Origin of the sequence: Hyphomicrobium sp., assembly GCF_035687085.1 — a bacterium.
Lineage (GTDB): Bacteria > Pseudomonadota > Alphaproteobacteria > Rhizobiales > Hyphomicrobiaceae > Hyphomicrobium_B.
Window position 1 is genome coordinate 190289 of the sequence record NZ_DASRYS010000014.1, and the last position, 21380, is coordinate 211668.

A 21380-nucleotide genomic window follows, 5' to 3' on the forward strand; every position below is an offset into this window, starting at 1 on the left:
CCCATCGAAAGCGCTTCTCACGCGCCTTTCGCGAGGCGCTCCTTCGTCAGGATTTTCGCAAGTTCGACGCCGGGCTGATCGAACGGATCGACGCCCAGCAGACGGCCTGCGAGAATCGTTTCGATCATAAAGTGCATCACGATCGCGCCGATGGTCTTTTCGTCGAGTTTTGCAATGTCGATTGTTCGCACCGGGCGGCCGGCCTGGGCCAGCGCCTCGGGCATCGCGTGCGACTGCGCGGAGACGATATCGCCGACGGTGTGGCCGCCGAGCATATCGGCGTCCGCAATGGCTGCGAGTTCGGGATCGATTCGCGGACCAACGCCCTCGCTCGCGACCCGAACGATCGTCAGATAATGCTCGTGCGGGCCTTCCATGAAGAGCTGCAGCTGGCTGTGCTGATCGAGCGGACCCAACGCGCCCATCGGCGTCGTGCCCTCGCCGTTCTTGCCCAAGCTCTCGGCCCAGAGTTGTACGAACCACGCGGAGAGGCGCCCGAGACGGTCGTTGTAGGGCATCATGACGAGCGTCTTGATGCCCTTCTCTTTCGAGAGCGCGACGGCGGTCGCCGCGCCAATGGCGGGCGCGAAATCCTGCGGCTTGCCGGAATGCATGAGCGCGTCGACGACCGACTTGGCGCCGGCGCGGATGGCGCGCGGGTCGAGCCCACGCGCAATCGCCGGCATCAGGCCGACATTCGTCAGGCACGAGAAGCGCCCGCCGATGCCGGTGTGATGCTCGAGCAGCGGAATGCCGAATTTCGAGAACAGCGTTCTCAGGCCGTTCGTCTTGCCGGGCTTATCGGGCTCGGTGATACCGAGGAAAAGTTTCGGGATCTCGGCTTCGAGGCCTGCATCCTTGACGGCGGTAAGCGATGCAATGGCTTGTGACAGCGTCTCGGCGGTGCCGCCCGACTTCGATGTCACGACGAAGCGCGTCGTTGCGAGGTCGAGTGACTGCAGCACGCTTTGCAGCGTGGCGCCGTCGAGGTTGGCATAAAATCTTGTGCGCGGTCTGGTGCGTTGGCCGGGCGGGGCGACGCCCGCGATGTTCCAGCCTGCGAGCTGGGCGTAGAGTTCGCCGCCGAGGCTCGAGCCACCCGTGCCGAAGAACACGATCGTCTTCGCGCCTTCGCTGAGCTTTGCGTATGCCGCTTGCGCTTCAGCGATGTCGCGCTCTTCTTCGGCGATCCGCAGCAGCGGGAGTTTGCCCGTGCGGTAATCGTCTTTCAGCGCTTCAACGTGCGGAGCGATGCGATCGAGCCATTCGGAATGCTTCGAAGGCGCGAGGCCGTGTTCGCCTATCGCGCCTTCAAGACATCCATCGATGCTCTGTTGAAATGTCGTTTCGTCGTGCCGGTGCCCATCTTGCATCGCCGCCTAACGCTCCTCGTCCAAATCTGTTCCGGGCGTACCCGATTTCAGATGTGCGGCCAAGTGCGCATCACGCCCTTGGCCGCTTCTGGAGCGATGAGCTTAACCGCGATCGGGCGCGGCGAGTGCGGGTTGTAGCGCCGCGGGGGAAGCCGACTTCAGCCCCGTCGGCTTGCCGACGATGGTGACGACGAGATCGTCCGGCTTCAGCAGCCGTGCGGCGACGCGCTTGGCATCTTCCACCGTTACGGCGTCGATGAGCTTATTACGGTTCTCGACGTAGTCCGGCCCGAAGCCTTCCTGCATCAAGCCCAACAGCTGCGAGGCAATCTTGGAGTTCGTGTCGAAGCGCAGCGCGTAGGAGCCCGTGAGATAGGACTTCGCTGCGTCGAGATCTTCCTTGGACGGACCATTCTCGGCAATCTTCTTCAGCTCGTTGCGGATGATGCTGAGGCTTTCGCCCATTGCCGCGTTCTTCGTCGCCACGCTGCCGACCAGGATCGAGGCTTGCTGGTAGGGCTGGAGATACGTGTAGACGGAATAGGCAAGGCCGCGCTTCTCGCGCACCTCTTCCATCAGCTTCGCGGAGAAGCCGCCGCCGCCGAGGATGTGGTTCACGACGAACGCCGCGATGAAGTCGGGGTCCTTGCGCGGCATGGCGCCGAGGCCGAACACGGCGACCGACTGCGGCACGCCCATCTCGACGATCTTCTGGCTTCCGCCTTTGGTGGGTTCCGTCTGCGCGACGGGGAAGAGCTTGGCCTTCTCCGGCAGCGCACCGAAGACATCGTCGATCAGCTTGCCCAATTCTTCGGGCGTGATGTCACCGACCGCGACGACCTTGAGGTTATCGCGCGCGAACGTGCGCTTGTGATAGTCGGCGAGATCCTCGCGCGTGATCTTGGAGACCGTGTCGATGGTGCCGTTCGAGGGACGCGCATAGGGATGACCGGCGAAAGCCTGCGCGTACCATTCGCGCATGGCGACTTTTTCAGGATCCTTATCCGCGTACTGCAGGTTGGCGATGAGCTGCTGGCGAATGCGCTCCACGGCCTCATTATCGAAGCGCGGCTTCTGCACCGACGGCTTCAAGAGTTCGACGGCCTTGTCGCGGTTCGCCGACAGCGTTTCGAAGGATCCGTAGAGCGAATCCTTGCTGTCGTCGTAGCTCATGCGCATGGAGATATCTTCCATGCGTTCCTGATATTCGCCTGAGGTGAGGTCGCCTGCGCCCTCGTCCATCATGGCGGTGAGGAAGTTCGCGAGACCTTCCTTGCCGGCGGGATCCTGGCTGTTGCCGCCATCGAAGGCGTAGCGCAGCGAAATCAGCGGCACGCTGTGCTCTTCGACGAGCCAAGCTTCAATTCCGCCGGGTGTTTTGATTTTTTGAATATTCATCGCGGCTGCTTGGTGACTGAAGGATGCAGTGAACAACAGAGCCAGCGCCGGAAGCGCCAAGCCCAAGCTTGGACGGACTGCTTTGCGAATGAGCCCAGCAGCCGCTCGAGTAAAACCTATCATCAATGTCACCTCAACTCGCCGGCCGATTGGGCGGGGGCTTCTTGGGCTTGCGCGACACCGGACTGATCAGGAATGAGATAGCCGGTAACGGAATCTTTCAGGTCGAGATACTGGGCGGCGACTTTCTTCACGTCGCCGGTCGTTACCTTCGAGATGTTGGCGGGCCAGGCTTCGACGTCGGCGACGGTGCGGCCGACCGCGAGGTTCCAGCCGTAGCGGCGCGCGAGCGTCGCCTGGTTGTCGCTGTCGTAGACGTAATCGGCGAGATAGCTGTTCTTCGCGCGCGTCAACTCAGCTTCGGTGACACCGTTCTTGGCGATGTCGGCCAGAACCGCGTCGGCGGCAGCTTCGACCTTCTCCAGCGGCACGCCGTCGGCGGCGACGCCATAGAGCGAGATCGTTCCGCCATCGAGGCCGTAGCCCGAGTAATCGCCGCCAGCGCTGGAGGCGAGCTTCGATTCAACGACAAGCTTCTTGTAGAGGCGGCTCGTCGAGCCGGAGCCTGCGATCTTCATCAGGATGTCGAGCGCTTCGGCTTCGCCGGGCTTGGCCGTCACGTAGCTCGGCGCCTGATAGTAGCGCTGGAACGAATAGTTGCCGGCGCGCGGATCTTTGAGCGTCAGGCGGCGCGGCACGATCTGCGGCGGATCGGTCGGCCGGTTGCGCGTTGCCGGCACGTCCGGGTTTGCCGGGATCTTGCCGTATGTCTCTTCGGCGAGGCGGCGCACCTCATCGGCCGTTACGTCGCCCGAGACGACGAGGATGGCGTTGTTGGGGGCGTAATAGCGCTTGTAGAAATCAAGCGCGTCCTTGCGCGAGAGCTTCGCCATCTCGTGGTACCAGCCGATGACCGGCTTGCCATAGGGATGGTTCAGGTAGAGCGACGCGTTCATCTGCTCGTCGAGCAGGGCGGACGGATTGTTTTCGATGCGCGAGCGACGCTCCTCGAGGATGACGTCGCGCTCGGTCAGCACTTCCTTCTCGTCGAGACGGAGATGGACCATGCGGTCGGCTTCCATTTCCATCATCTTGCCAAGGCGATCCTTGGAAACACGCTGGAAGTAGGCCGTCGCGTCGTTGCCGGTGAAGGCGTTGTCCTGGCCGCCCAGGCGGCCGACGATCTTGGAGAACTCGCCGACGGGGATCTTGTCGGTCGATTTGAACATCAGGTGTTCGAGGAAGTGGGCGATGCCCGACGTGCCGCGATCTTCATCGGCAGCGCCAACCCTGTACCAGACCATGTGTGTCACGACCGGCGAGCGATGGTCCGGGATGACGACCACTTCCATGCCATTGCCGAGCTTGAACTCGGTGGCGCGGGTCGTACCGTCGGAGGCGTAAGCTTGTGGAGATACTGCGAGCATGAGCATGGCCAAGAAGGTTAAGAGATTAAACCGGTAGCACGTCGCAAGACGCATTAGGACGATCCTTCGAACCGTAAGCGTTGAAGCGCTGCCTGACACGTTTCCCATCCTAAACCGAAAGAGATGAGCGGGGATTACTTTGTGCCTAGAGGGGAAAACGGCAGTGCGAAAAATTTTCCGCTAATGAGCGGCGCTCGGGTGATTAAAGTCAAATGACAACACGTTCATCTGAGCCGCAAACCTTCGGCTCAATCCGCATTTTTATGCAGCACAAAAACATTGATTATGAGGCAGGCAAGGGGCAACGGCTGGCGCTATTGGTCGCTGTCTTCGTCCGAGTTGGTCGAACCCGTCGTCCACTTCTTAACCGCGGTCAAGATCGAGCCGTGGCAAGAGCCGAGCGGTCCTGACGCGGAGTCGGCGGTCGCATCGCCGCGCATCTTGGGCTCTTCGTAGTTCTTCTTGCAGTATTCAGCCTGCTGCCGTTCGAGATCGGCCTGCGAGACTTTCAGCTTCTTATCGGGGTCTTGAATTTCAGCGAGCGTCGGCGCTTCCGCTTTGCCGCTGCCGGGAGGCGGCAGCGATTCAAGGCCGGGCGGCACGACGAGCGGCTGGCGGGCGGCCAGCTTGGGGTCGCCCTGCGGCGCGCCGCCGTTCAGGCCCATGACGTCGAAGACTTTGCCGTTGAGCTGGACGCCGTCAAAACCGCCGCAGCCCGCGAGGAACAGCGAGAGTGCGATCGAAGTTGCGATTTTTTGACGCGAATTCAATGACATGCCATTTGCCCGTGTCTTTGCTCGACACGCCCCCGAGTCCGGATAAGCCCACTTTACGGCGCTAATGCGACTCGCCCCTCCAGGACTCATACAACAGGCCAATGACGCCAGCAACGATAGCTACATCGGCGATATTAAAGACATACCAGTAAAACCCGTAGGCGTGCAGCGAGAAGAAGTCGGCGACGCCGCCGATGCGGAGCCGGTCAATGCCGTTGCCGATCGCGCCGCCGATGATCAAGCCGAGACTTATCGCCATCAGGCGGCTTCCCCGGCTCCAGTTCAGCCAAACCCACAAGGCCGCGCTTGCCACCACGGCGAAGGCTGCGAGCGCATATTGCCCGGTGGCGCTCTCCTGATTGAACAGCGAATAGCTGACGCCGATGTTCTTCACGAAGACCAGATCGAGGAACGGCGTGACTTCGACGCGGCCCTTGCCCTCGATGCCATAGACTTCCAGCATCCAGAACTTGTGCGCCTGATCGAAGACGAGCGTCGCGAGCAGCACGGCGAGCGCCACCGGCGCCCATCTGCTCCAGACGAGGCTGCGGGACTGCACCACCTCGCTCATGCCGTCACCGCGGCATCGATTTCGCGCATCGCCGCCGCGTCGCGCGCCGAGAGATCGGGATAATCGGGATCGGAGCCGACGTCGTTGGTGATCCGCCAAGACCGCGCGCACTTCTTGCCTTCCGCGCGTTTGACGATGACGCCGACGCCCGGCTCGTTCGGGAGGGTGAAGGCGCCTTCCGGCACCGGCCGGTCGGAGATCGAAATGCCCGACGTGATCGAGACTTCGGCCATGTCGACGCCGGCGATGCCCGCCATCAAGTCCGGATCGGTGATGAAGACCTCGGGTGCCGCTTCGAGCGACGAGCCGATCTTCTTTTCCGCGCGCGCGATTTCCAGCGCGCCGGTGACGACGCTTCTGACTTCTTTCACGCGGTCCCACTTCGCTGCGAGATTATCATCGCGCCACTCGCGCGGAATTTTCGCGAACGGCAAGAGATGCACGCTTTCGGCTTCATCCGGGCGGTAGAGCAGCCAGGCTTCTTCCGCCGTGAACGAGAGGATCGGCGCCAGCCAGCGGATCAGCGCATCGCACAGCTTGTCGATGACGGTCAGCGCCGCCTTCCGCTTCATGCTGGAGGGCGCTTCGCAGTAGAGCGTGTCCTTGCGGATGTCGAAATAGAACGCCGACAGCTCGGTGTTCATGAACTGCGCCAAAAGGCCGACGATCTTGCGATAGTCGTAATGCTCGTAAGCCTTGCGGATATCGTGATCGAGTTCGGCCAAGCGATGCAGCATCAGCCGTTCGAGTTCGAAGGGCTGCATGTCCTTCAGGCTCACGCCATCATCCGGCGTGAAGTGCGCGAGCGCGCCCAGCATCCAGCGCAGCGTGTTTCTGAGCTTGCGATACGTCTCAGAGAAGGTCTTCAGGATTTCGCCGCCGATGCGCAGGTCGTCGGAATAGTCGGACGCCGCCACCCAGAGCCGCAAAATGTCGGCGCCGGACTTCGCCATCACGTCTTGCGGCGCGACGACGTTGCCTTGCGACTTCGACATCTTCTGCCCCTTCTCGTCGAGGACGAAGCCGTGGGTCAGCACGATGTCGTAGGGCGCTTCTCCGCGCGTGCCGCAGCTTTCGAGCAGCGAGGAGTGGAACCAGCCGCGATGCTGATCGGAGCCCTCCAGGTACATCACCTTGTCCTGGCCGCCGTCGCGCTTGCGCTTCAGGCCCTTGAAGCCCGGAAACGCGGTCGGATCTTCGAGCGTGAAGGCGTGCGTCGATCCTGAATCGAACCACACGTCGAGCACGTCCTTGACCTGCTCCCACTTGGCTTTCTCTTTCGTGGGGATGAAGCCTTTCAGGAAACGCTCTTTCGCACCTTCCTCGAACCAGACGTCGGCGCCTTTTTCCGCGAACGCCTTTTCGATGCGCGCGATCAGCTCGTCCGACTTCTCGAACCCCGGACCCGGAATGACCTCGTCGGTCTCCGTGTTGCGGAAGACCGTGATCGGCACACCCCAGGCGCGCTGGCGCGACACGACCCAGTCGGGCCGGTTCTCGATCATGCCGGTGATGCGGTTCTCGCCTGCGGCCGGAATCCAAGCGACGCGCTTGATCTCTTCGAGCGAGAGCTGGCGCAGCGTCGGTGAATTGGTTGCCCCCGCCTCGGAGATATTGAGCGGCTTATCCATCGCAATGAACCACTGCGGCGTGTTGCGGAAGATGACCGGCTTCTTGGAACGCCACGAGTGCGGATACTGATGCTTCAGTCGCCCGCGCGCGATGATGTTGCCCGCTTCCGCCAGCGCCTTGATGACGGCGTCGTTGGCGTCGCCCTTGTCGCCGTTGTCCTTCAGCACGCGCTTGCCTTCGAAGCCCGGCGCGGCCTTCGTCAGCACGCCGTCGGCATCGACCGTGAATGGCACGGTGGTGTCGATGTCGCGATCGCGCAGCGCTTTCTGGTTCTTCGTCCAGATGATGTAGTCGTCGGCGCCGTGGCCGGGCGCGGTATGTACGAAGCCCGTACCGGCGTCATCCGTCACATGATCGCCGTCGAGCAGCGGCACGTCGAAGCCATAACCCAAATCGCGCAGCGGATGCTCGCAGACGAGATGCTCGAGTTCGTAGGCGCTGACGCCCCAGCGCCGCTCGAAGGCTTCGACCTTCGCCGCCTTCATCACGTCGGCCGCGAGCTTGTCGGCCAGGATATAGCGGTCGCCGACCTTCGCCCAGTTGTTCTCGGGCGCAGCGGTGACTTCGTAAAGGCCGTACGAAATACGCGACGAGAAGCTGATCGCGCGGTTGCCGGGGATCGTCCACGGTGTGGTCGTCCAGATGACAATCGACGCGCCGAGCAGATTTTCGGGCGTTGCCTCGGGATGAATTTCGGGCGGCGTTTCGGCTGCTGCGTATTCCTCGTTCTCGATGACGGGCTTCACCGGGAACTTCACCCAGATCATGTCCGACTGATAGTCCTGGTACTCGACCTCGGCCTCGGCGAGCGCCGTCTTCTCGACGACGGACCACATCACGGGCTTGGAGCCGCGATAGAGCTGGCCGGTCGCGGCAAACTTCATCAGCTCGCGCGCGATGATGCTCTCGGCGCGATAGTCCATCGTCGAATAGGGACGTTCCCAATCACCGATGACGCCGAGGCGCTTGAACTCGTTGCGCTGGATGTCGAGCCAGTGCGCGGCGAACTTGCGGCATTCGTCGCGGAAGGCGTTGATCGCGGCCGGATCGGAGAAGTTCGGCTTCTCGCGGCCCTTGGCGCGATACTGCTCCTCGATCTTCCATTCGATCGGCAGGCCGTGGCAGTCCCAGCCCGGCACGTAGTTGGAATCGTGGCCGAGCATCTGCTGCGATTTGACGACGAGGTCCTTCAGGATCTTGTTCAGCGCGTGGCCGATGTGGATGTTGCCGTTCGCATATGGCGGGCCGTCGTGCAGCGTGAACTTCACGCGCCCTTTCGACTGCGTGCGCAGCTTTTCGTAGAGGCCGATCTCGTCCCAGCGCTTCAGGAGCTTAGGCTCGAGCTCAGGCAAACCGGCGCGCATGGGAAATTCGGTCTGCGGCAGGTACAGCGTCTTGCTCCAGTCGCGTCCGCCCTCGGCAGCCTGAGCCTCAGTTGCGGCGCCAGCTTGACCAGCAGACTTTTTGTCTTTCGACATCGGTTAAACTTTCAATTCCAAAGGAAATCAGCGCGGGTTCTAGCAACTGGACCCCGCGATAGCAAAGGTGGCGCGGATCCTCCCCTCTCCCCGTTCCAACGGGGAGAGGGCTAGGGTGAGGGGCGGCCGCAGTTTCCGGCCTTAGCGGCCCCTCACCCCAACCCTCTCCCCACGCCGAGTGCATTGGCGTGGGGAGAGGGAAATCCTACTTAGCCAGCACCGTTCGCACCTTGGCGATATCTTCGTCCATCTGGGCGACGAGTTCCTCGACGGAGTGGAACTTGCGGTCGCCACGAATGAAGTCGATGAACTCCACCTCCATCTCGCGGCCGTAGAGATCGCCGTTGAAGTCGAACAGGAAGACTTCAAGGACAGGCATGCCGTCATCGAACGTCGGCCGGGTGCCGAGGTAGGCTGCGGCGTCATGCGGAATGCCGTCGACATAGGCTCGCACTGCGTAAATGCCATGACCCAGGGTCGTACCTTTCGGCATCGGCAGGTTGGCCGTCGGATAGCCCATGCCCGTGCCGCGCTTGGCGCCGCCCACGACCTTGCCCGAGACGCGCCAATGCGCCCCCAGCATGTGGGCCGCGCCCTTCACGTCGCCCTGGGCGAGGTGAAGCCTTATTCCAGACGACGAGAACGGCTCGCCCGCTTCTGCGATCGGCGGCATGACAGTCACTCCAAAACCCAGTTCTTCTCCCGCGCGGACCATCAGCTCCGGATTGCCGCCGCGCTTGTGGCCGAAATAGAAATCATAGCCGATGACGACGTGGCTAACGCCAAGCCCGGCGACGAGCACGCGCTCGATGAATTGCTCGGCCGTCAGCGCGGCCAGCTCGGCGTTGAAGGGCTCGACGAAAGCGATGTCGATGCCCAGCTTCTCGATGAGCGCGATCTTTCGCTTCAGCGGCGTCAGGCGGAAGTGCGTCTCGTCAGGCTGGAAAAATTCGCGCGGATGCGGCTCGAACAGCAGAACCGCGGATTGGACGTTGGTCTCCCGCGCGCGCCCCTCGGCCTCCGCGATCAGCGCGCGATGGCCGCGATGCACGCCGTCGAAGTTTCCGATCGCGATGGCGGAGCCCCGATAGTCCGGCAGAACATGCTTGTGGCCATGAACGACGTGCATGTTTGGCGCGGGCTCGCCCCGGTCCTCTCGAGAACTGCGGATGGTCTCCCGGCGCTTTAGCGCGGACGGGAGGGGACCATCAACACCGCTTCGCCCGTCAGCACGGGCTTGCCGCCCACAGTGCACAGGCACTCGAACCGGGCGCGCTTCTTGTCGGGGATGAGCTCGACGAGCTTGACGAGCGTTTCCACCCGGTCGTCGATCTTCACAGGGCCTTTGAAGAACAGCGACTGCGAGACGTAGATGGCACCGGGGCCGGGAAGCTTCATCCCGAAGATGGCCGAGATATAGCCGGCCGAGAGGATGCCGTGGGCAATCCGCTCCTTGAAAATCGTCTTGGCGGCGTATTCGGCGTCAAGGTGAACAGGGTTGTAGTCGCCCGACAGCGCAGCGTAGGCGACGATGTCTGCCTCGCCCACAATTCGCGACATCGAGGCTTCCTGCCCGACCTCTAAGTCCTCGAAATACTTTGTACGGCCGGCGGTTGCGAGCATTCAAACATCCCTGCACGTTAGGTCGGCCGGCTAAGAACCGGCCTTTTTTCGGGACAGTAACCCGTCACAAACGCAGGCCGCAACGGGTGTCGCCTAGATATGGCTGCGGCCTTGTTGCAACCAGGGCGGGTTTGAGAGCTTGCATCAGGGCCTCGCGAGGCGTTATAAAAGGGAATTCCCTTAATTTACCGTTTTAGATGGCCTTTCGCGATCCTCTTGCGAAAGACCGAAAGAGGACACCCATGAGCGATCGCCGCCCCCTGATGCCGAAAGCCACTGCCGTTTGGCTGGTGGAAAACACGGCGCTCTCATTCGACCAGATTGCCGAGTTCTGCGGTCTGCATCCGCTCGAGGTCAAGGGTATCGCCGATGGCGAGGTGGCACAGGGCATCAAGGGAATGGACCCGGTCACCAACGGCCAGCTGACGCGCGAGGAAATTGCCCGCGGCGAGAAGGACGGTAAGCACAAACTGCGTCTTGCCGAAAGCAAGGTGCAGCTGCCGCCGCTGCCGCAGACGCGCAAGGGTCCTCGCTATACCCCCGTCTCGCGCCGCCACGACCGGCCGAACGCCGTGCTCTGGATTCTCCGCAACCACCCGGAGCTGAAGGACAGCCAGATCATGCGCCTCGTCGGCACGACGAAGCCGACCATCGCGCAGATCCGCGACCGGACGCACTGGAACTCGGCGCAGCTGACGCCGCAGGATCCGGTCACGCTCGGCCTGTGCTCGCAGATCGACCTCGACGCGGAAGTGAAGAAGGCCGCTCGCCGTACGGACAAGACCAAGGACGCCGGCGACGAGGAGAAGGCAGGCACGCTCCTCCCTGCAGCCGAGACGACCGGCGCCGCACCGGCGCGCGCTGAGATCCTGGCGCCGAAGGGTCCGGAAGAAGCCGCCGAAGAGACACCCGAGCAGGAGCAGGCCCGCGTCCTCGCCAAGCTCAAGGGTCTCACGTCGCCCACCAAGAACGAAGACGACGAAAACGACGCGTAAGCTGGTTAAGACATCGGCCGGCACCGTCCGGCCGATGTGGCTCGCCTCAACCGGGAGCCCGCTATTTTTCAGGTCATTTTGATTTTGCCCTAGCTCCGGGCAGTGATGTTCTCTCCGAGCGCACGTTCATTTCGCGAAGGGGCCGCGCCGGCCTCATGGTCGCATTTGACCGCTGAGACGCCTTGCGGTCATAAATCCGGCATTGTCGGCTGTTTGCGGTTTCGCTAGCGTCATCACATTCCGAGCACATTCTCCATTCGAGAGCTTGGGATCAAAAAATTTCAGAAAACCGGGGGCCGGAAGCGTGTCGAACCCATTTGAGCAGCATCTGGATAAGAATCCGGCGAACTTTCAGCCGCTAACGCCGCTGTCGTTCCTGTCGCGCTCGGCGATCGCGGCTCCGAACCGCACGGCCATCATTCATGGCAATGCGCGCCTGACGTATGCGGAATTCTACGCGCGCTGCCGTCAGCTTGCCTCCGCTCTCTCCCAGCGCGGCATTGGCGTCGGCGATACGGTTTCGGTGATGCTCGCCAATACGCCGCCGATGCTCGAAGCGCATTTCGGCGTGCCGATGACCGGCGCCGTTCTGCACACGATCAATACCCGGCTCGATCCGGCGATCATCGCCTTCCAGCTCGACCACGCCGGCACCAAGCTTCTCATTACCGACCGGGAATTCTCGCCGGTCATCAAGGCCGCGCTTGAACTCGCGACGGTGAAGCCGATCGTCATCGACTATGACGATCCCGAATTTCCGCAGACGGGCGAAGCGCTGTCGACGGACGACTACGAAGCATTCGTTGCTACCGGCGATCCGGAGTTCGAGTGGCGGTGGCCGGAAGACGAGTGGGAAGCGATCTCGCTCAATTACACGTCGGGGACGACGGGCAATCCCAAAGGCGTCGTCTATCATCACCGCGGCGCGGCGCTGATGTGCTACGCGAACACCATTTCCACCGGCATGACGCGCTCGCCCGTGTACCTGTGGACGCTGCCGATGTTCCACTGCAACGGCTGGTGCTTCCCGTGGACCATCACCATGATGCAAGGCACGCACGTGTGCCTTCGCTGGGTGCGCGCCAAGGCGATGTATGAATCAATCGTCGAGCATAAGGTCTCGCACTTGTCCGGCGCGCCCATCGTCATGTCCACACTTCTCAACGCGACGGACGATGAGAAGCTGAAGATCGAGCAAGTTGTCGCCTTCAATCATGCCGCCGCCCCTCCTCCCGCGTCGGTGATGGCCGCGATGGCGGATGCCGGTTTCCAGCTGACGCATCTTTACGGTCTCACCGAGACCTACGGTCCCGCGACGATCAACGAGTGGGACGAGTCGTGGGACGACCTGCCGCCGCTGGAGCGGGGCGCCAAGCGTATCCGCCAGGGCATTCGCTACGTTGCGCTGGAAGGCCTGAGCGTGCGCGATGCGGAGACGATGAAGGAAGTGCCCGCCGACGGCGAGACGCTCGGCGAAGTCATGTTCCGCGGCAACATCGTGATGAAGGGCTACCTCAAGAACCCGAAGGCGACGGACGAAGCCTTCGCGGGCGGCTGGTTCCATTCGGGCGATCTCGGCGTGCTTCATCCCGACGGTTACATTCAGCTGAAGGACCGCTCGAAAGACATCATCATCTCGGGCGGCGAGAACATCTCGTCCATCGAGGTGGAGGAAGTGCTCTACAAGCATCCCTCCGTTGCCTTCTGTGCCGTCGTGGCGAAGCCTGACGAGAAGTGGGGCGAGACGCCGTGCGCCTTCATCGAGCTGCGTCCGGGAAGCTCGGCCACAGCGGATGAGATCATCGAATGGTGCCGCGCTGGTCTCGCGCGCTACAAGGTGCCCCGGCACATCGTCTTTGCGGAAGTGCCGAAGACATCGACCGGCAAAATCCAGAAGTTCAAGCTGCGCGAGATGGCGAAAGAGGCCTAACGGCCGGATTTCCGGGCCTGGGGAACTTCCTCAGTAGACGGCGCTTTCACGAGGATTGCCCTTTGCAGGGGACCGCTCGCGATGCCGTCTTCCCCGAATTTTCCGGAATGGCTCGTTGTTCTATCCTGGTGCACGCTGCTTTTAGGCTTCGCTTGCTCTGTGGTGATCTTACGAGACGTCGTGCGCCACCCGCAGCACATGGCCATCATGAATGTGGTTTGGCCCATAACGGCGCTCTTCGGCACGGTCCTCGTCGTCTGGGCGTACTTCCGCTATGGCCGGGCGATGGCTCCGCACGCCGCTCCCCGAGCCCGGGACACGGGCATGGGGATGGATATGGACATGAAGATGCATATGTCCGGCAAATCCCAGACACCCTTCCCCGTGATGGTCGGCAAAGGAACGCTCCATTGCGGCGCCGGCTGCACGCTGGGCGACATCGCGGCCGAATTGCTCGCGTTCTTCTTTCCGGCGATCGCGATCGTTTTCGGATGGCACTGGCTCTTTGCCGAGAAGATCTACGCCGTGTGGATCCTCGACTTTCTCTTCGCCTTCGGCTTCGGCATCATCTTTCAGTATTTCGCGATCGTGCCGATGCGCAATCTCTCGCCTGGCGAAGGCATCCGCGCCGCGCTCAAGGCCGATAGCCTATCGCTCATCTGCTGGCAGATCGGCATGTACGGAGCCATGTACATCGCCCAACGCATCTTCTCTCAAGCGTACGGCCATCATGCCACCGCCGACAGCCCCGTATTCTGGTTCGCAATGCAGCTGGCGATGATTGCGGGCTTCATGACCAGCTATCCGGCAAACTGGTGGCTGCTGAGAGCGGGCATCAAAGAAAAGATGTGAGGCGGCGCTGCCTAATGCGAGAGCCCCGCACCTGCCATGACCGGCTCCCCTTCTGGCCATAGCAGCGGCACCAGCAGTTTCTCCGCGACCATGCGGGCGCCGTGCATCGAGAGGTGGTTGTCGTCAAAATAGAGAACGGCATCGTCGAGATAGGCGTGGCACTTCCCGTCTTTGCAGAGTGTGGGGCCGACCGGCACGTAGGTCGCGTTCACTTCGGACGCTATTGTCCGCAAATTCGCATTCACCTCGCTCAGCTCTTCATCCGGCGCGAAAGCAAAGTCCGCCGGATGATTACCTTGAATCGTCCAGCGCGCGACGCTGGCGGGCGCCGGCATCTGGTTCGGCAGATGTGGGATTTGACTCAAGACGATCAACCGGTGTCCTGCAGCACTCAATGCCGCGAGTGATGTCCTAAGCCCTTGCCAGTACCGCTCTGACGCTTCTGTTGCCCAAGCGCTCGAATTGGCGGCGATCACGATCGTGGCCGGCGCGATCGAAACGAGCTTTGCAAGCATCGCCTCATTGTATTTCGCGCATCCTCCACGTCGAAGATAGGAGAAGCCGGCGGCAGGCGGACATCCCGAGGCGGTAATCTGGCGAACGCTTTCGTTGCGCGTTTCTGCCAGCGCTCCCAAGGCCACGCTCAGCTCTGCGCCGTGGCTGTCGCCGTAGACAATGATCTTGGGTGGCACGGGCGCGCCGAAAACGCATGAATTCCCGTACTTGCCCGCTGCCGTGCCGTCGAAATGGCATTTCTTCCGCCATGAGCTCGAGTCTCCTTCTGCCGCAGCGATCTCCAGCACCTGCGGAGCGAAACGGCCGGGGACGCCTTGCAGAGACATGAATAGAAGCGCGATGCCAGCGAGCGCGCCGAGACTGAGGCCGCCGCTCCAAAGGATGACGGGCCGCGTGAACCCACCTGCCCCTCGCCGCCTGAATGGCTGCTCGATGAAGCGCCATGTCAGCGTAGCCAAGACGATGGAGGCTATTGCGACGGCGATCTTCTGAGGCGCGCTCAATGTCTCGACGTTCAAGAGGTTGGCGAAGACGATGAGCGGCCAATGCCAGAGATAGAGGCTGTAGGAGATGAGCCCGAGGAAAACCATCGGGCCCACCGTCAGCAGCCGCGCCGGCGTATTTTCGCCCTGCCCCGCCCAGATGACGAGCGCGGCGCCAATGCACGGCAGCAGCGCGGCCAATCCAGGAAATGGTGTTTTCGACGTGTAGCCGAATACGGCGATCGCGATGGCGAACAGTCCCAAGGCACACGCCGCGTCGCGCAGCGGGCGGGAGTTGGGCGTCGGCACGAGGCCGAGCGCAATGACGCTTCCGGTCAGCAATTCCCAGGCGCGCGTCGGCAGCAGGAAGAACGTGCTTTGCGGATGGCCGGCGAGACGGACCACGCTCAAGGCCAACGAGCCCGCCAGTAGAATCCAGATGATCGCTTCAAGCCGGCCTCGCGACCACTTGAATGCAGCCATCAAGATGAGCGGGAAGATGACGTAGAACTGCTCTTCGACGCCGAGGCTCCAGGTGTGGAACAGCGGCTGGACCTCGGCTGAGGGATCGAAATAGCCGGAATGGGTGAGGCACCAGATATTGCTGACGGACAGCGCCGTCGCCAGCAGGCTCCAAGCGAAATGTTTGAGTTCGCCCGGCATGAGAAAGGCGAGCGCGGCGGCCGTGGTGCAGGCGCAGACAAACACGAGTGCGGGCACGATCCGGCGGATGCGCCGGTCGTAAAAGCTCATGATGCTGAAGGCGCCCGCCCGCAGTTCCGCGGCGATGATGCCGGTGATGAGAAAGCCGGAGAGCACGAAGAAGACATCGACGCCCACGAACCCGCCCGGCGCGAGCGGCAGGCCCAAGTGATAGGCGACGACCGCTCCTACGGCGACGCCCCTCAGCCCATCCAGATCGCGCCTGTAGGCGAGACCCGGCTTCGACCCGAGATCAGACACGCGCGCTCACACAGCGCGCCGTAAAGGACGACATTTCCGGAATTCCCCCCTGCAGCTCGATGTTCCCCCCCCCGGACGAACGCCGTTCACTATGCGTGTACCAGGGTGTGAATGTGAACCCCTGTACACGCGAAAGCTGTGAAACGTGATCCTGACGCAACGCTGGTTGCAACGGGTTTTTTAGAATTCGACTTCCAGCTCGACGATCTCGTCTGGCTCGATGAGTGCGCCTTGCGTCCATTCCTGCATCAGCGGCCAATGGAAGATGGTTTCGCAGTAGGCCTGCAGCGCCGGCTCGAGCGGGACAGCATACGTGCGGAAGCGCGTGCAAACGGGCGCGTACATGGCATCCGCCACCGTTGGCCGGGCTCCAAACAGATAAGGGCCGCCGTACTTCTCCAGGCATTCCGTCCAGATGGTCTTGATGCGCTCGACGTCGGGGCGGGCACCCGAGAAGATTTTGAAGGACTCGTGCCGCGCCTTGAGATTCATCGGCAGGGCCGAGCGCAGGTTGTAGAAGCCCGAATGGATCTCTCCCGAGACGGCCCGGCAGTGTGCGCGCGCGACCTGATCGGCGGGAAGCAGCCCCGCTCCGGGTGCGATTTCGGCGAGGTATTCGGCAATCGCCAAAGTATCCCAGACCGTGACGTTGCCGTGGGTCAGGCGTGGCACGCGGACCGACGGCGAGACGAGCAGCAGCTCCTGGCGGGCTTCCTCATCGTCGGTCGCAACGGCCTCCTCATCGAAGTCGAGCCCGGCCATGCGGCAAAGCAGCCAGCCGCGGAGCGACCAGGCAGAGTAATTCTTCGACGAGATCGCCAACGTTGCTTTCGACATCGGTGACGCTACTCCAATTGCGCTCTCAACCCTGCGGCCACAATCCTCTCGCAGCGCAAAAGATTATGCACTAAGTTTTTACGTCGCATCGTTTTTTTGCGTGATGCGCGGGGGATCAAGCGCGGATGCTTTATCAGGCCTATCAGTTCCAGGACGATCTTTGGGCGCCGTTTCGCGAGGTGGCCCGGCATTCCAAGGCCGCCATGGAGCACCGGGTTTCGCCGACCGTCGATACTGTAAGGCAGCATCTGACGGCTGGATTCGAGATGATCTCGCGCTTCCAGCTTACGCATACGCGGCCCGACTTCGGCATTTCTTCCGTTCGCGTTGGAAACCGCGACGTTCCCGTCGTGGAAGAAATCACGCTCGATCTCCCATTCGGGCAGCTTCTGCATTTCGCTAAGGACGTCGATACTCCGCAGCCGAAGGTGCTCGTCATCGCTCCGCTGTCAGGGCATTTCGCGACGTTGCTCGCTAAAACCTGCGCAACGCTTCTGCGCGATCATGACGTCTACATCACCGATTGGGCGAACGCGCGCGACGTGCCGCTCGAAGCCGGCCGCTTCGGTGTCGACGAGCACATCGATTACATCATCCGGTTTCTGGAAGCGACTGGCCCCGGCGCGCATCTTCTCGCCGTTTGTCAGCCGTGCGTGCAAGCACTCGCCGCCGTCTCGATCATGTCGGAAGACAAGCATCCGGCAACGCCGCGCTCCATGACGCTCATGGCGGGCCCCATCGACACGCGCGAAAGCCCGACGGCGGTCAACAAGCTCGCGATGGAAAAATCGCTGTCGTGGTTCAAGTCGAATGTCACTGCGCGCGTGCCAGGCCGCTACAAGGGCGCCGGCCGCCGCGTCTACCCCGGCTTCGTTCAGCTCTTCAGCTTCGTTGCCATGAACGCCGAGCGGCATCGCTCGCAGCACCAGAAGCTTTACGAGCATCTGATCAAGGGCGAGTTCGAGGAAGCCGAGAAGATCAAGACGTTCTATGACGAATACTTCGCCGTGCTCGATCTCACAGAGGAATTTTATCTCGAGACGATCGACCGGATTTTTCAGCGCGCCGATCTCGCAACCGGAGACTTCACCTATCACGGCCGCAAGGTCGATCCCGGCAAAATTCTGAAGACGGCGCTGCTGACTGTTGAAGGCGGGCGGGATGACATCTGCGCGCTCGGCCAGACAGCGGCCGCGCACGATCTATGCAGCTCGCTTCGCCCGCATTTGAAGCGGCATCACCTGCAGGCGAACGTTGGCCATTACGGCACGTTCAACGGCCGGCGGTGGGAGACGGAGATCTATCCCGTCGTGCGCAACTTCATTCTGTCCATGGAATAGGCGTTCACGGACGACCTGAGGCACGCGCCGCGGTACGTGCCTGCCCACTGCCCTCAAAGCGGCTGTGCTACTTCACCCAGACCTTGTGCTGGCAGTCCAGCCACTGGGCGATGATGGTTCGGTCATGGAATTGTATCGAGCCACAATTCTGGCAGACGATCATCAGCACGTTGACCGGCGCGGTGCTCGACGAGGATTTGCGCTCGCACGTCAGCATATGGACATCGACATCGCAATTTGAGCGAAATCGTCCGCAGACGGGGCATGCCGTAATGTGTTTGCCGGAGAGGAAGCGATCGACTTCAGCTTTGGTCAGATCGCGGGTTGGAGAAGGCGTTTCCGTGGGCCGGGTAGCAGTTGCAGTGTCTGTCATTGCAGTCACCGTTGATTACCTCGATTTCTCGGAATCGTATGATGAGAACTCTTTCGCCACAAGAAGAGTTCGCACCACGGCCCAATATTTGAACTCCGTTTTCACTACTTCTTCTTTGTGCAGCGCAGTATTCGCGTGCGGAAGCCGCCGCGCTTCAACGATGCCCATGCGGGACGTCGCAGCCGATCTCTTGCCGGAACAGCACGCCGATTAACACGTTGACCACCCAATCGCGGGGCAGTCGCGGTCAACCACAAGCGTGAAACCAAGACAGGAGACACCCAACAATGTTGAAGTATTCGATTGCTGCTCTCGCACTCGCTGCGGGATCGACGTTTGCATTGGCTCAATCGCCGGGCGGCGCAGGTGGCGGTAGCATGGGCGCCGGCGGTGGCGGCGGCGGCGCGGCGATGGAGCGTTCGGGCGGCGGCGGCTCGTCGATGCCGGGCGGATCTTCGTCCTCGGGTGCTTCGTCGGGCGCGGGCAGCGCAATGGAAAGAGGTGGCGGCTCATCGGGTGAGAGCGGCAGCGGCTCACCGGCAGCCGGCGGTGCGATGGACCGCTCTCCAGGCTCGGCGAGCGACAGCGGCACCCCTGGCGGCCCCAAGGCCGATCGGGCCCCGGATTCATCTCGCGGAAGCTCGGCATCTGACGAGGGCTCGCGCGATTCCTCCAAGCAGCGCGCCGGCAATGACGAGCGCTCGTCGAAGAACAAAGACAAGCAGGCGGGCGATCGCGACTCGCAGGGCAAGAACCGTCACGCCAATGACGAAGACCGCGGCTCCAAGAGCAAGTCTTCCGATCGTGCTGACCGCAGCGACCGCGGCGACCACAACCACAATGACAAAGCGTCGACCGGCGCGAGCGCAGGCGCGGAAGGCAAGTCCAGCGGCCCGCGCGGCTCAATCACCAGCGTGAGCCCTGAGCAGAAGACGCGCGTACGCGCTGCCTTCGCAAGCCACCGCGTAGCACCCGCGCGCGACATCGGCGTTACCGTCAACGTCGGCGTCAAGATCCCGCGCTCCGTACACATCTATGCCGTTCCGGAGCCGATCATCGCCATCGTGCCGGAGTATCGCGACTATGAATATTTCATGATCGACGAAGACCACGTCGCGATCGTCGATCCAGATACGCTCGAGGTCGTCGACATCATCGTCGTGGCGTAAACCGTCAGAGCGATCATTTGGAAGGCAAGAACCGCCGGGGCTTACGCCTCGGCGGTTTCTTTATGCGCGGCTGAAGCGCAAAAGATCCGCCTGATGAGAATTTCATGTGCTTCGACGTGAAAATCTCAGTTGCGAGGCAGTTGTATTGTCACGCAATATGCAGCGCATTTCTTTAAGGAGGGCCGGTAACGATGTCCGGTCTCTCTCCGTATGCCGGTTCGTACTGCAAACCTCGCAATGGAGTGTCTCCGATGTTTTCCAACCGGTTCATGGCTGCGCTGTTCGCCGCAGCCGCGATCAGTGTCCCTCTCTCCCACGCCCGTGCCGAGGAGGCTGATGCGGAAACACTCGTCAACGCGCTGAATGCTGTTTTCGGCAAACATGACGGGGTGCGCGCCGCGCACACCCACGGAATCTGCGTCAAAGGCAATTTCGTCGCCGCACCCGAAGCGGCAATGCTGACCAAGGCACCGCATTTCGTTTCCAAAACCCCCGTCGGCGTCATCGGGCGCTTCTCGATGGGCGGCGGCAATCCGGATGCACCCAATGCGCAGAAAGACAATGTGCGCGGCATTGCGATGCATTTCGATCTGGGCCAAGGCAACACCACGGACCTGCTGCTCATTTCAGCGCCCGTTTTCGCGGCCAAAGATCCCGATCAATTCTTGAAGCTGCTGACTGCGGTCGCTTCGAAGGACAAGGATAAGATCGCGGCCTATTTCAAGGAAAACCCGAACTCGACGCGGGCGGCGCAATGGCTCAACGCGAGGCCCGTGCCGGCGAGCTACGCCACCGTGAACTACTGGGGCGTTCACGCCTTCACGTTCACGAACGCGGACGGCAAGAAGCAGGTCATCAAGTACAAGGCGCTGCCGGTTGGCGGGGAAGCTGGAATCTCGGACGAGGAAGCGAAGACGAAGGATGCAGACTTCTACCGTCCCGAACTCAAGGATCGGCTGGCCAAAGGTCCCGCTCAGTTCAGGCTGATCGCGATCCTGGGCGAGCCGGGTGATCCCGTCGATGATCCGACCGCGCTGTGGCCGGAAGAGAAGCGCAAGGCGGTCAACCTCGGCACGATCTCCATTACGGACTTCGAAGACGCGAAGACTTGCGATGATGGCATCTTCGATCCGACGAACGTCGTCGACGGCATCGAAGGACCGGAGAACGACACCATTTTCCCGATGCGCTCACAGGCTTACGCCGTCTCGTTCTCGCGCCGGCAAGCAGCGCAACAGTAAGATCTAAAGACACGACCGCCCCTGCCCTCCCGGCGACATGCCGGAGGGCGGGGGCATTTTCTTTTGATGCGGTTTCTGCGAGCGTCGCGCACAGCTAACGCTTGGCCGACGTGCAAGTTCGCACAATTGAACCGCATCCGCTTCTGCTGGCGATCGAAGTCAGCTGCTTGGCGGCGTCAGCTCGCCAAAGATGGTTTCAGCGGAGGGACCAAACGCAAAAACGCGCCGCTGGCACAAGGCACAGCGGCGCGTTTTGGAATTGGATCGATAGAGGTGATTGACTTCTTTGATTGCGCATCACGACTCCCGTTCCGGGAGCCGGCCGCGATGCGCGGTAGAATTCA

Annotated in this window: 18 protein-coding genes; 7 read left to right on the forward strand and 11 right to left on the reverse strand. The window is 61.8% G+C overall.

Features of this window, described 5'->3' with window-relative positions:
* Window positions 1–17: 17 nt before the first annotated feature.
* From VFG26_RS14300 to VFG26_RS14335, 8 genes are all read right to left on the reverse strand, one after another.
* The gene (locus tag VFG26_RS14300; RefSeq protein WP_325026451.1) at window positions 18–1373 is read right to left on the reverse strand and encodes a glucose-6-phosphate isomerase; all 1356 of its coding nucleotides are present in this window, start codon (window positions 1371–1373) and stop codon (window positions 18–20) included.
* A 102-nt stretch (window positions 1374–1475) separates the two neighbouring features.
* On the reverse strand, window positions 1476–2771 hold the full coding sequence (locus tag VFG26_RS14305; protein WP_325026453.1) for a pitrilysin family protein: 1296 nt from the start codon (window positions 2769–2771) through the stop codon (window positions 1476–1478).
* Window positions 2772–2899: 128 nt separating this feature from the next.
* Complete coding sequence (locus VFG26_RS14310) at window positions 2900–4312, reverse strand: pitrilysin family protein (RefSeq protein ID WP_325026454.1); 1413 nt, start codon at window positions 4310–4312, stop codon at window positions 2900–2902.
* A 260-nt stretch (window positions 4313–4572) separates the two neighbouring features.
* On the reverse strand, window positions 4573–5034 hold the full coding sequence (locus tag VFG26_RS14315; RefSeq protein WP_325026456.1) for a hypothetical protein: 462 nt from the start codon (window positions 5032–5034) through the stop codon (window positions 4573–4575).
* Window positions 5035–5095: 61 nt separating this feature from the next.
* Complete coding sequence (lspA, locus tag VFG26_RS14320) at window positions 5096–5605, reverse strand: signal peptidase II (protein ID WP_325026457.1); 510 nt, start codon at window positions 5603–5605, stop codon at window positions 5096–5098.
* Window positions 5602–8715, reverse strand: coding sequence for an isoleucine--tRNA ligase (gene ileS, locus VFG26_RS14325; RefSeq protein WP_325026459.1), 3114 nt, complete (start codon window positions 8713–8715; stop codon window positions 5602–5604). Before ileS ends, lspA begins: the two co-directional genes overlap by 4 nt.
* A 205-nt stretch (window positions 8716–8920) precedes the next feature.
* Window positions 8921–9844 carry a bifunctional riboflavin kinase/FAD synthetase gene (locus VFG26_RS14330; RefSeq protein ID WP_325026461.1) on the reverse strand — a complete coding sequence of 308 codons (924 nt, stop codon included), beginning with the start codon at window positions 9842–9844 and terminating at the stop codon, window positions 8921–8923.
* Between the two features lie 56 nt (window positions 9845–9900).
* Entirely contained in the window at window positions 9901–10338 is a 438-nt protein-coding gene (locus VFG26_RS14335; RefSeq protein WP_325026463.1) for a MaoC family dehydratase, read from the reverse strand.
* Between the two features lie 242 nt (window positions 10339–10580).
* Between VFG26_RS14335 and VFG26_RS14340 the strand changes: the two genes are divergently transcribed.
* The 3 genes from VFG26_RS14340 (at window position 10581) to VFG26_RS14350 (ending at window position 14115) form a co-directional block, all read left to right on the forward strand.
* The gene (locus VFG26_RS14340) at window positions 10581–11333 is read left to right on the forward strand and encodes a DUF1013 domain-containing protein (protein ID WP_325026464.1); all 753 of its coding nucleotides are present in this window, start codon (window positions 10581–10583) and stop codon (window positions 11331–11333) included.
* A 304-nt stretch (window positions 11334–11637) separates the two neighbouring features.
* Window positions 11638–13263, forward strand: coding sequence for an acyl-CoA synthetase (locus VFG26_RS14345; RefSeq protein WP_325026465.1), 1626 nt, complete (start codon window positions 11638–11640; stop codon window positions 13261–13263).
* Between the two features lie 81 nt (window positions 13264–13344).
* The gene (locus VFG26_RS14350) at window positions 13345–14115 is read left to right on the forward strand and encodes a DUF4396 domain-containing protein (protein WP_325026467.1); all 771 of its coding nucleotides are present in this window, start codon (window positions 13345–13347) and stop codon (window positions 14113–14115) included.
* Between the two features lie 11 nt (window positions 14116–14126).
* Here VFG26_RS14350 and VFG26_RS14355 read toward each other — a convergent pair whose 3' ends face one another.
* The gene (locus tag VFG26_RS14355) at window positions 14127–16076 is read right to left on the reverse strand and encodes an acyltransferase family protein (RefSeq protein ID WP_325026468.1); all 1950 of its coding nucleotides are present in this window, start codon (window positions 16074–16076) and stop codon (window positions 14127–14129) included.
* Between the two features lie 180 nt (window positions 16077–16256).
* The gene (locus VFG26_RS14360) at window positions 16257–16913 is read right to left on the reverse strand and encodes a glutathione S-transferase family protein (RefSeq protein ID WP_325026469.1); all 657 of its coding nucleotides are present in this window, start codon (window positions 16911–16913) and stop codon (window positions 16257–16259) included.
* A gap of 125 nt (window positions 16914–17038) precedes the next feature.
* Between VFG26_RS14360 and VFG26_RS14365 the strand changes: the two genes are divergently transcribed.
* The gene (locus VFG26_RS14365; protein WP_325026471.1) at window positions 17039–18253 is read left to right on the forward strand and encodes a polyhydroxyalkanoate depolymerase; all 1215 of its coding nucleotides are present in this window, start codon (window positions 17039–17041) and stop codon (window positions 18251–18253) included.
* A gap of 67 nt (window positions 18254–18320) precedes the next feature.
* Here VFG26_RS14365 and VFG26_RS14370 read toward each other — a convergent pair whose 3' ends face one another.
* Window positions 18321–18626 (reverse strand): hypothetical protein, encoded by a 306-nt coding sequence (locus VFG26_RS14370; RefSeq protein ID WP_325026473.1) that lies wholly within the window; start codon window positions 18624–18626, stop codon window positions 18321–18323.
* Window positions 18627–18913: 287 nt separating this feature from the next.
* Here VFG26_RS14370 and VFG26_RS14375 point away from each other — a divergent pair, with 287 nt between their 5' ends.
* The 3 genes from VFG26_RS14375 to VFG26_RS14385 form a co-directional block, all read left to right on the forward strand.
* Window positions 18914–19795: a DUF1236 domain-containing protein gene (locus tag VFG26_RS14375; RefSeq protein ID WP_325026475.1), complete on the forward strand. Its 882-nt coding sequence runs from the start codon at window positions 18914–18916 to the stop codon at window positions 19793–19795.
* Between the two features lie 251 nt (window positions 19796–20046).
* Window positions 20047–21036, forward strand: coding sequence for a catalase family peroxidase (locus VFG26_RS14380; protein WP_325026477.1), 990 nt, complete (start codon window positions 20047–20049; stop codon window positions 21034–21036).
* Between the two features lie 126 nt (window positions 21037–21162).
* A partial coding sequence (locus VFG26_RS14385) for a hypothetical protein (RefSeq protein WP_325026479.1) occupies window positions 21163–21380 on the forward strand: 218 nt, incomplete at its 3' end.

What these genes read in the sequence shown, in the direction of transcription:
- lspA (WP_325026457.1), bottom strand. Translation starts at nt 5,605, where the DNA reads ATGAGCGAGGTGGTGCAGTCCCGCAGCCTCGTCTGGAGCAGATGGGCG.
- VFG26_RS14360 (WP_325026469.1), bottom strand. Translation starts at nt 16,913, where the DNA reads ATGTCGAAAGCAACGTTGGCGATCTCGTCGAAGAATTACTCTGCCTGG.
- ileS (WP_325026459.1), bottom strand. Translation starts at nt 8,715, where the DNA reads ATGTCGAAAGACAAAAAGTCTGCTGGTCAAGCTGGCGCCGCAACTGAG.
- VFG26_RS14300 (WP_325026451.1), bottom strand. Translation starts at nt 1,373, where the DNA reads ATGCAAGATGGGCACCGGCACGACGAAACGACATTTCAACAGAGCATC.
- VFG26_RS14335 (WP_325026463.1), bottom strand. Translation starts at nt 10,338, where the DNA reads ATGCTCGCAACCGCCGGCCGTACAAAGTATTTCGAGGACTTAGAGGTC.
- VFG26_RS14305 (WP_325026453.1), bottom strand. Translation starts at nt 2,771, where the DNA reads ATGAATATTCAAAAAATCAAAACACCCGGCGGAATTGAAGCTTGGCTC.
- VFG26_RS14365 (WP_325026471.1), top strand. Translation starts at nt 17,039, where the DNA reads ATGCTTTATCAGGCCTATCAGTTCCAGGACGATCTTTGGGCGCCGTTT.
- VFG26_RS14370 (WP_325026473.1), bottom strand. Translation starts at nt 18,626, where the DNA reads ATGACAGACACTGCAACTGCTACCCGGCCCACGGAAACGCCTTCTCCA.
- VFG26_RS14340 (WP_325026464.1), top strand. Translation starts at nt 10,581, where the DNA reads ATGAGCGATCGCCGCCCCCTGATGCCGAAAGCCACTGCCGTTTGGCTG.
- VFG26_RS14330 (WP_325026461.1), bottom strand. Translation starts at nt 9,844, where the DNA reads ATGCACGTCGTTCATGGCCACAAGCATGTTCTGCCGGACTATCGGGGC.
- VFG26_RS14350 (WP_325026467.1), top strand. Translation starts at nt 13,345, where the DNA reads ATGCCGTCTTCCCCGAATTTTCCGGAATGGCTCGTTGTTCTATCCTGG.
- VFG26_RS14310 (WP_325026454.1), bottom strand. Translation starts at nt 4,312, where the DNA reads ATGCGTCTTGCGACGTGCTACCGGTTTAATCTCTTAACCTTCTTGGCC.
- VFG26_RS14380 (WP_325026477.1), top strand. Translation starts at nt 20,047, where the DNA reads ATGTTTTCCAACCGGTTCATGGCTGCGCTGTTCGCCGCAGCCGCGATC.
- VFG26_RS14375 (WP_325026475.1), top strand. Translation starts at nt 18,914, where the DNA reads ATGTTGAAGTATTCGATTGCTGCTCTCGCACTCGCTGCGGGATCGACG.
- VFG26_RS14315 (WP_325026456.1), bottom strand. Translation starts at nt 5,034, where the DNA reads ATGTCATTGAATTCGCGTCAAAAAATCGCAACTTCGATCGCACTCTCG.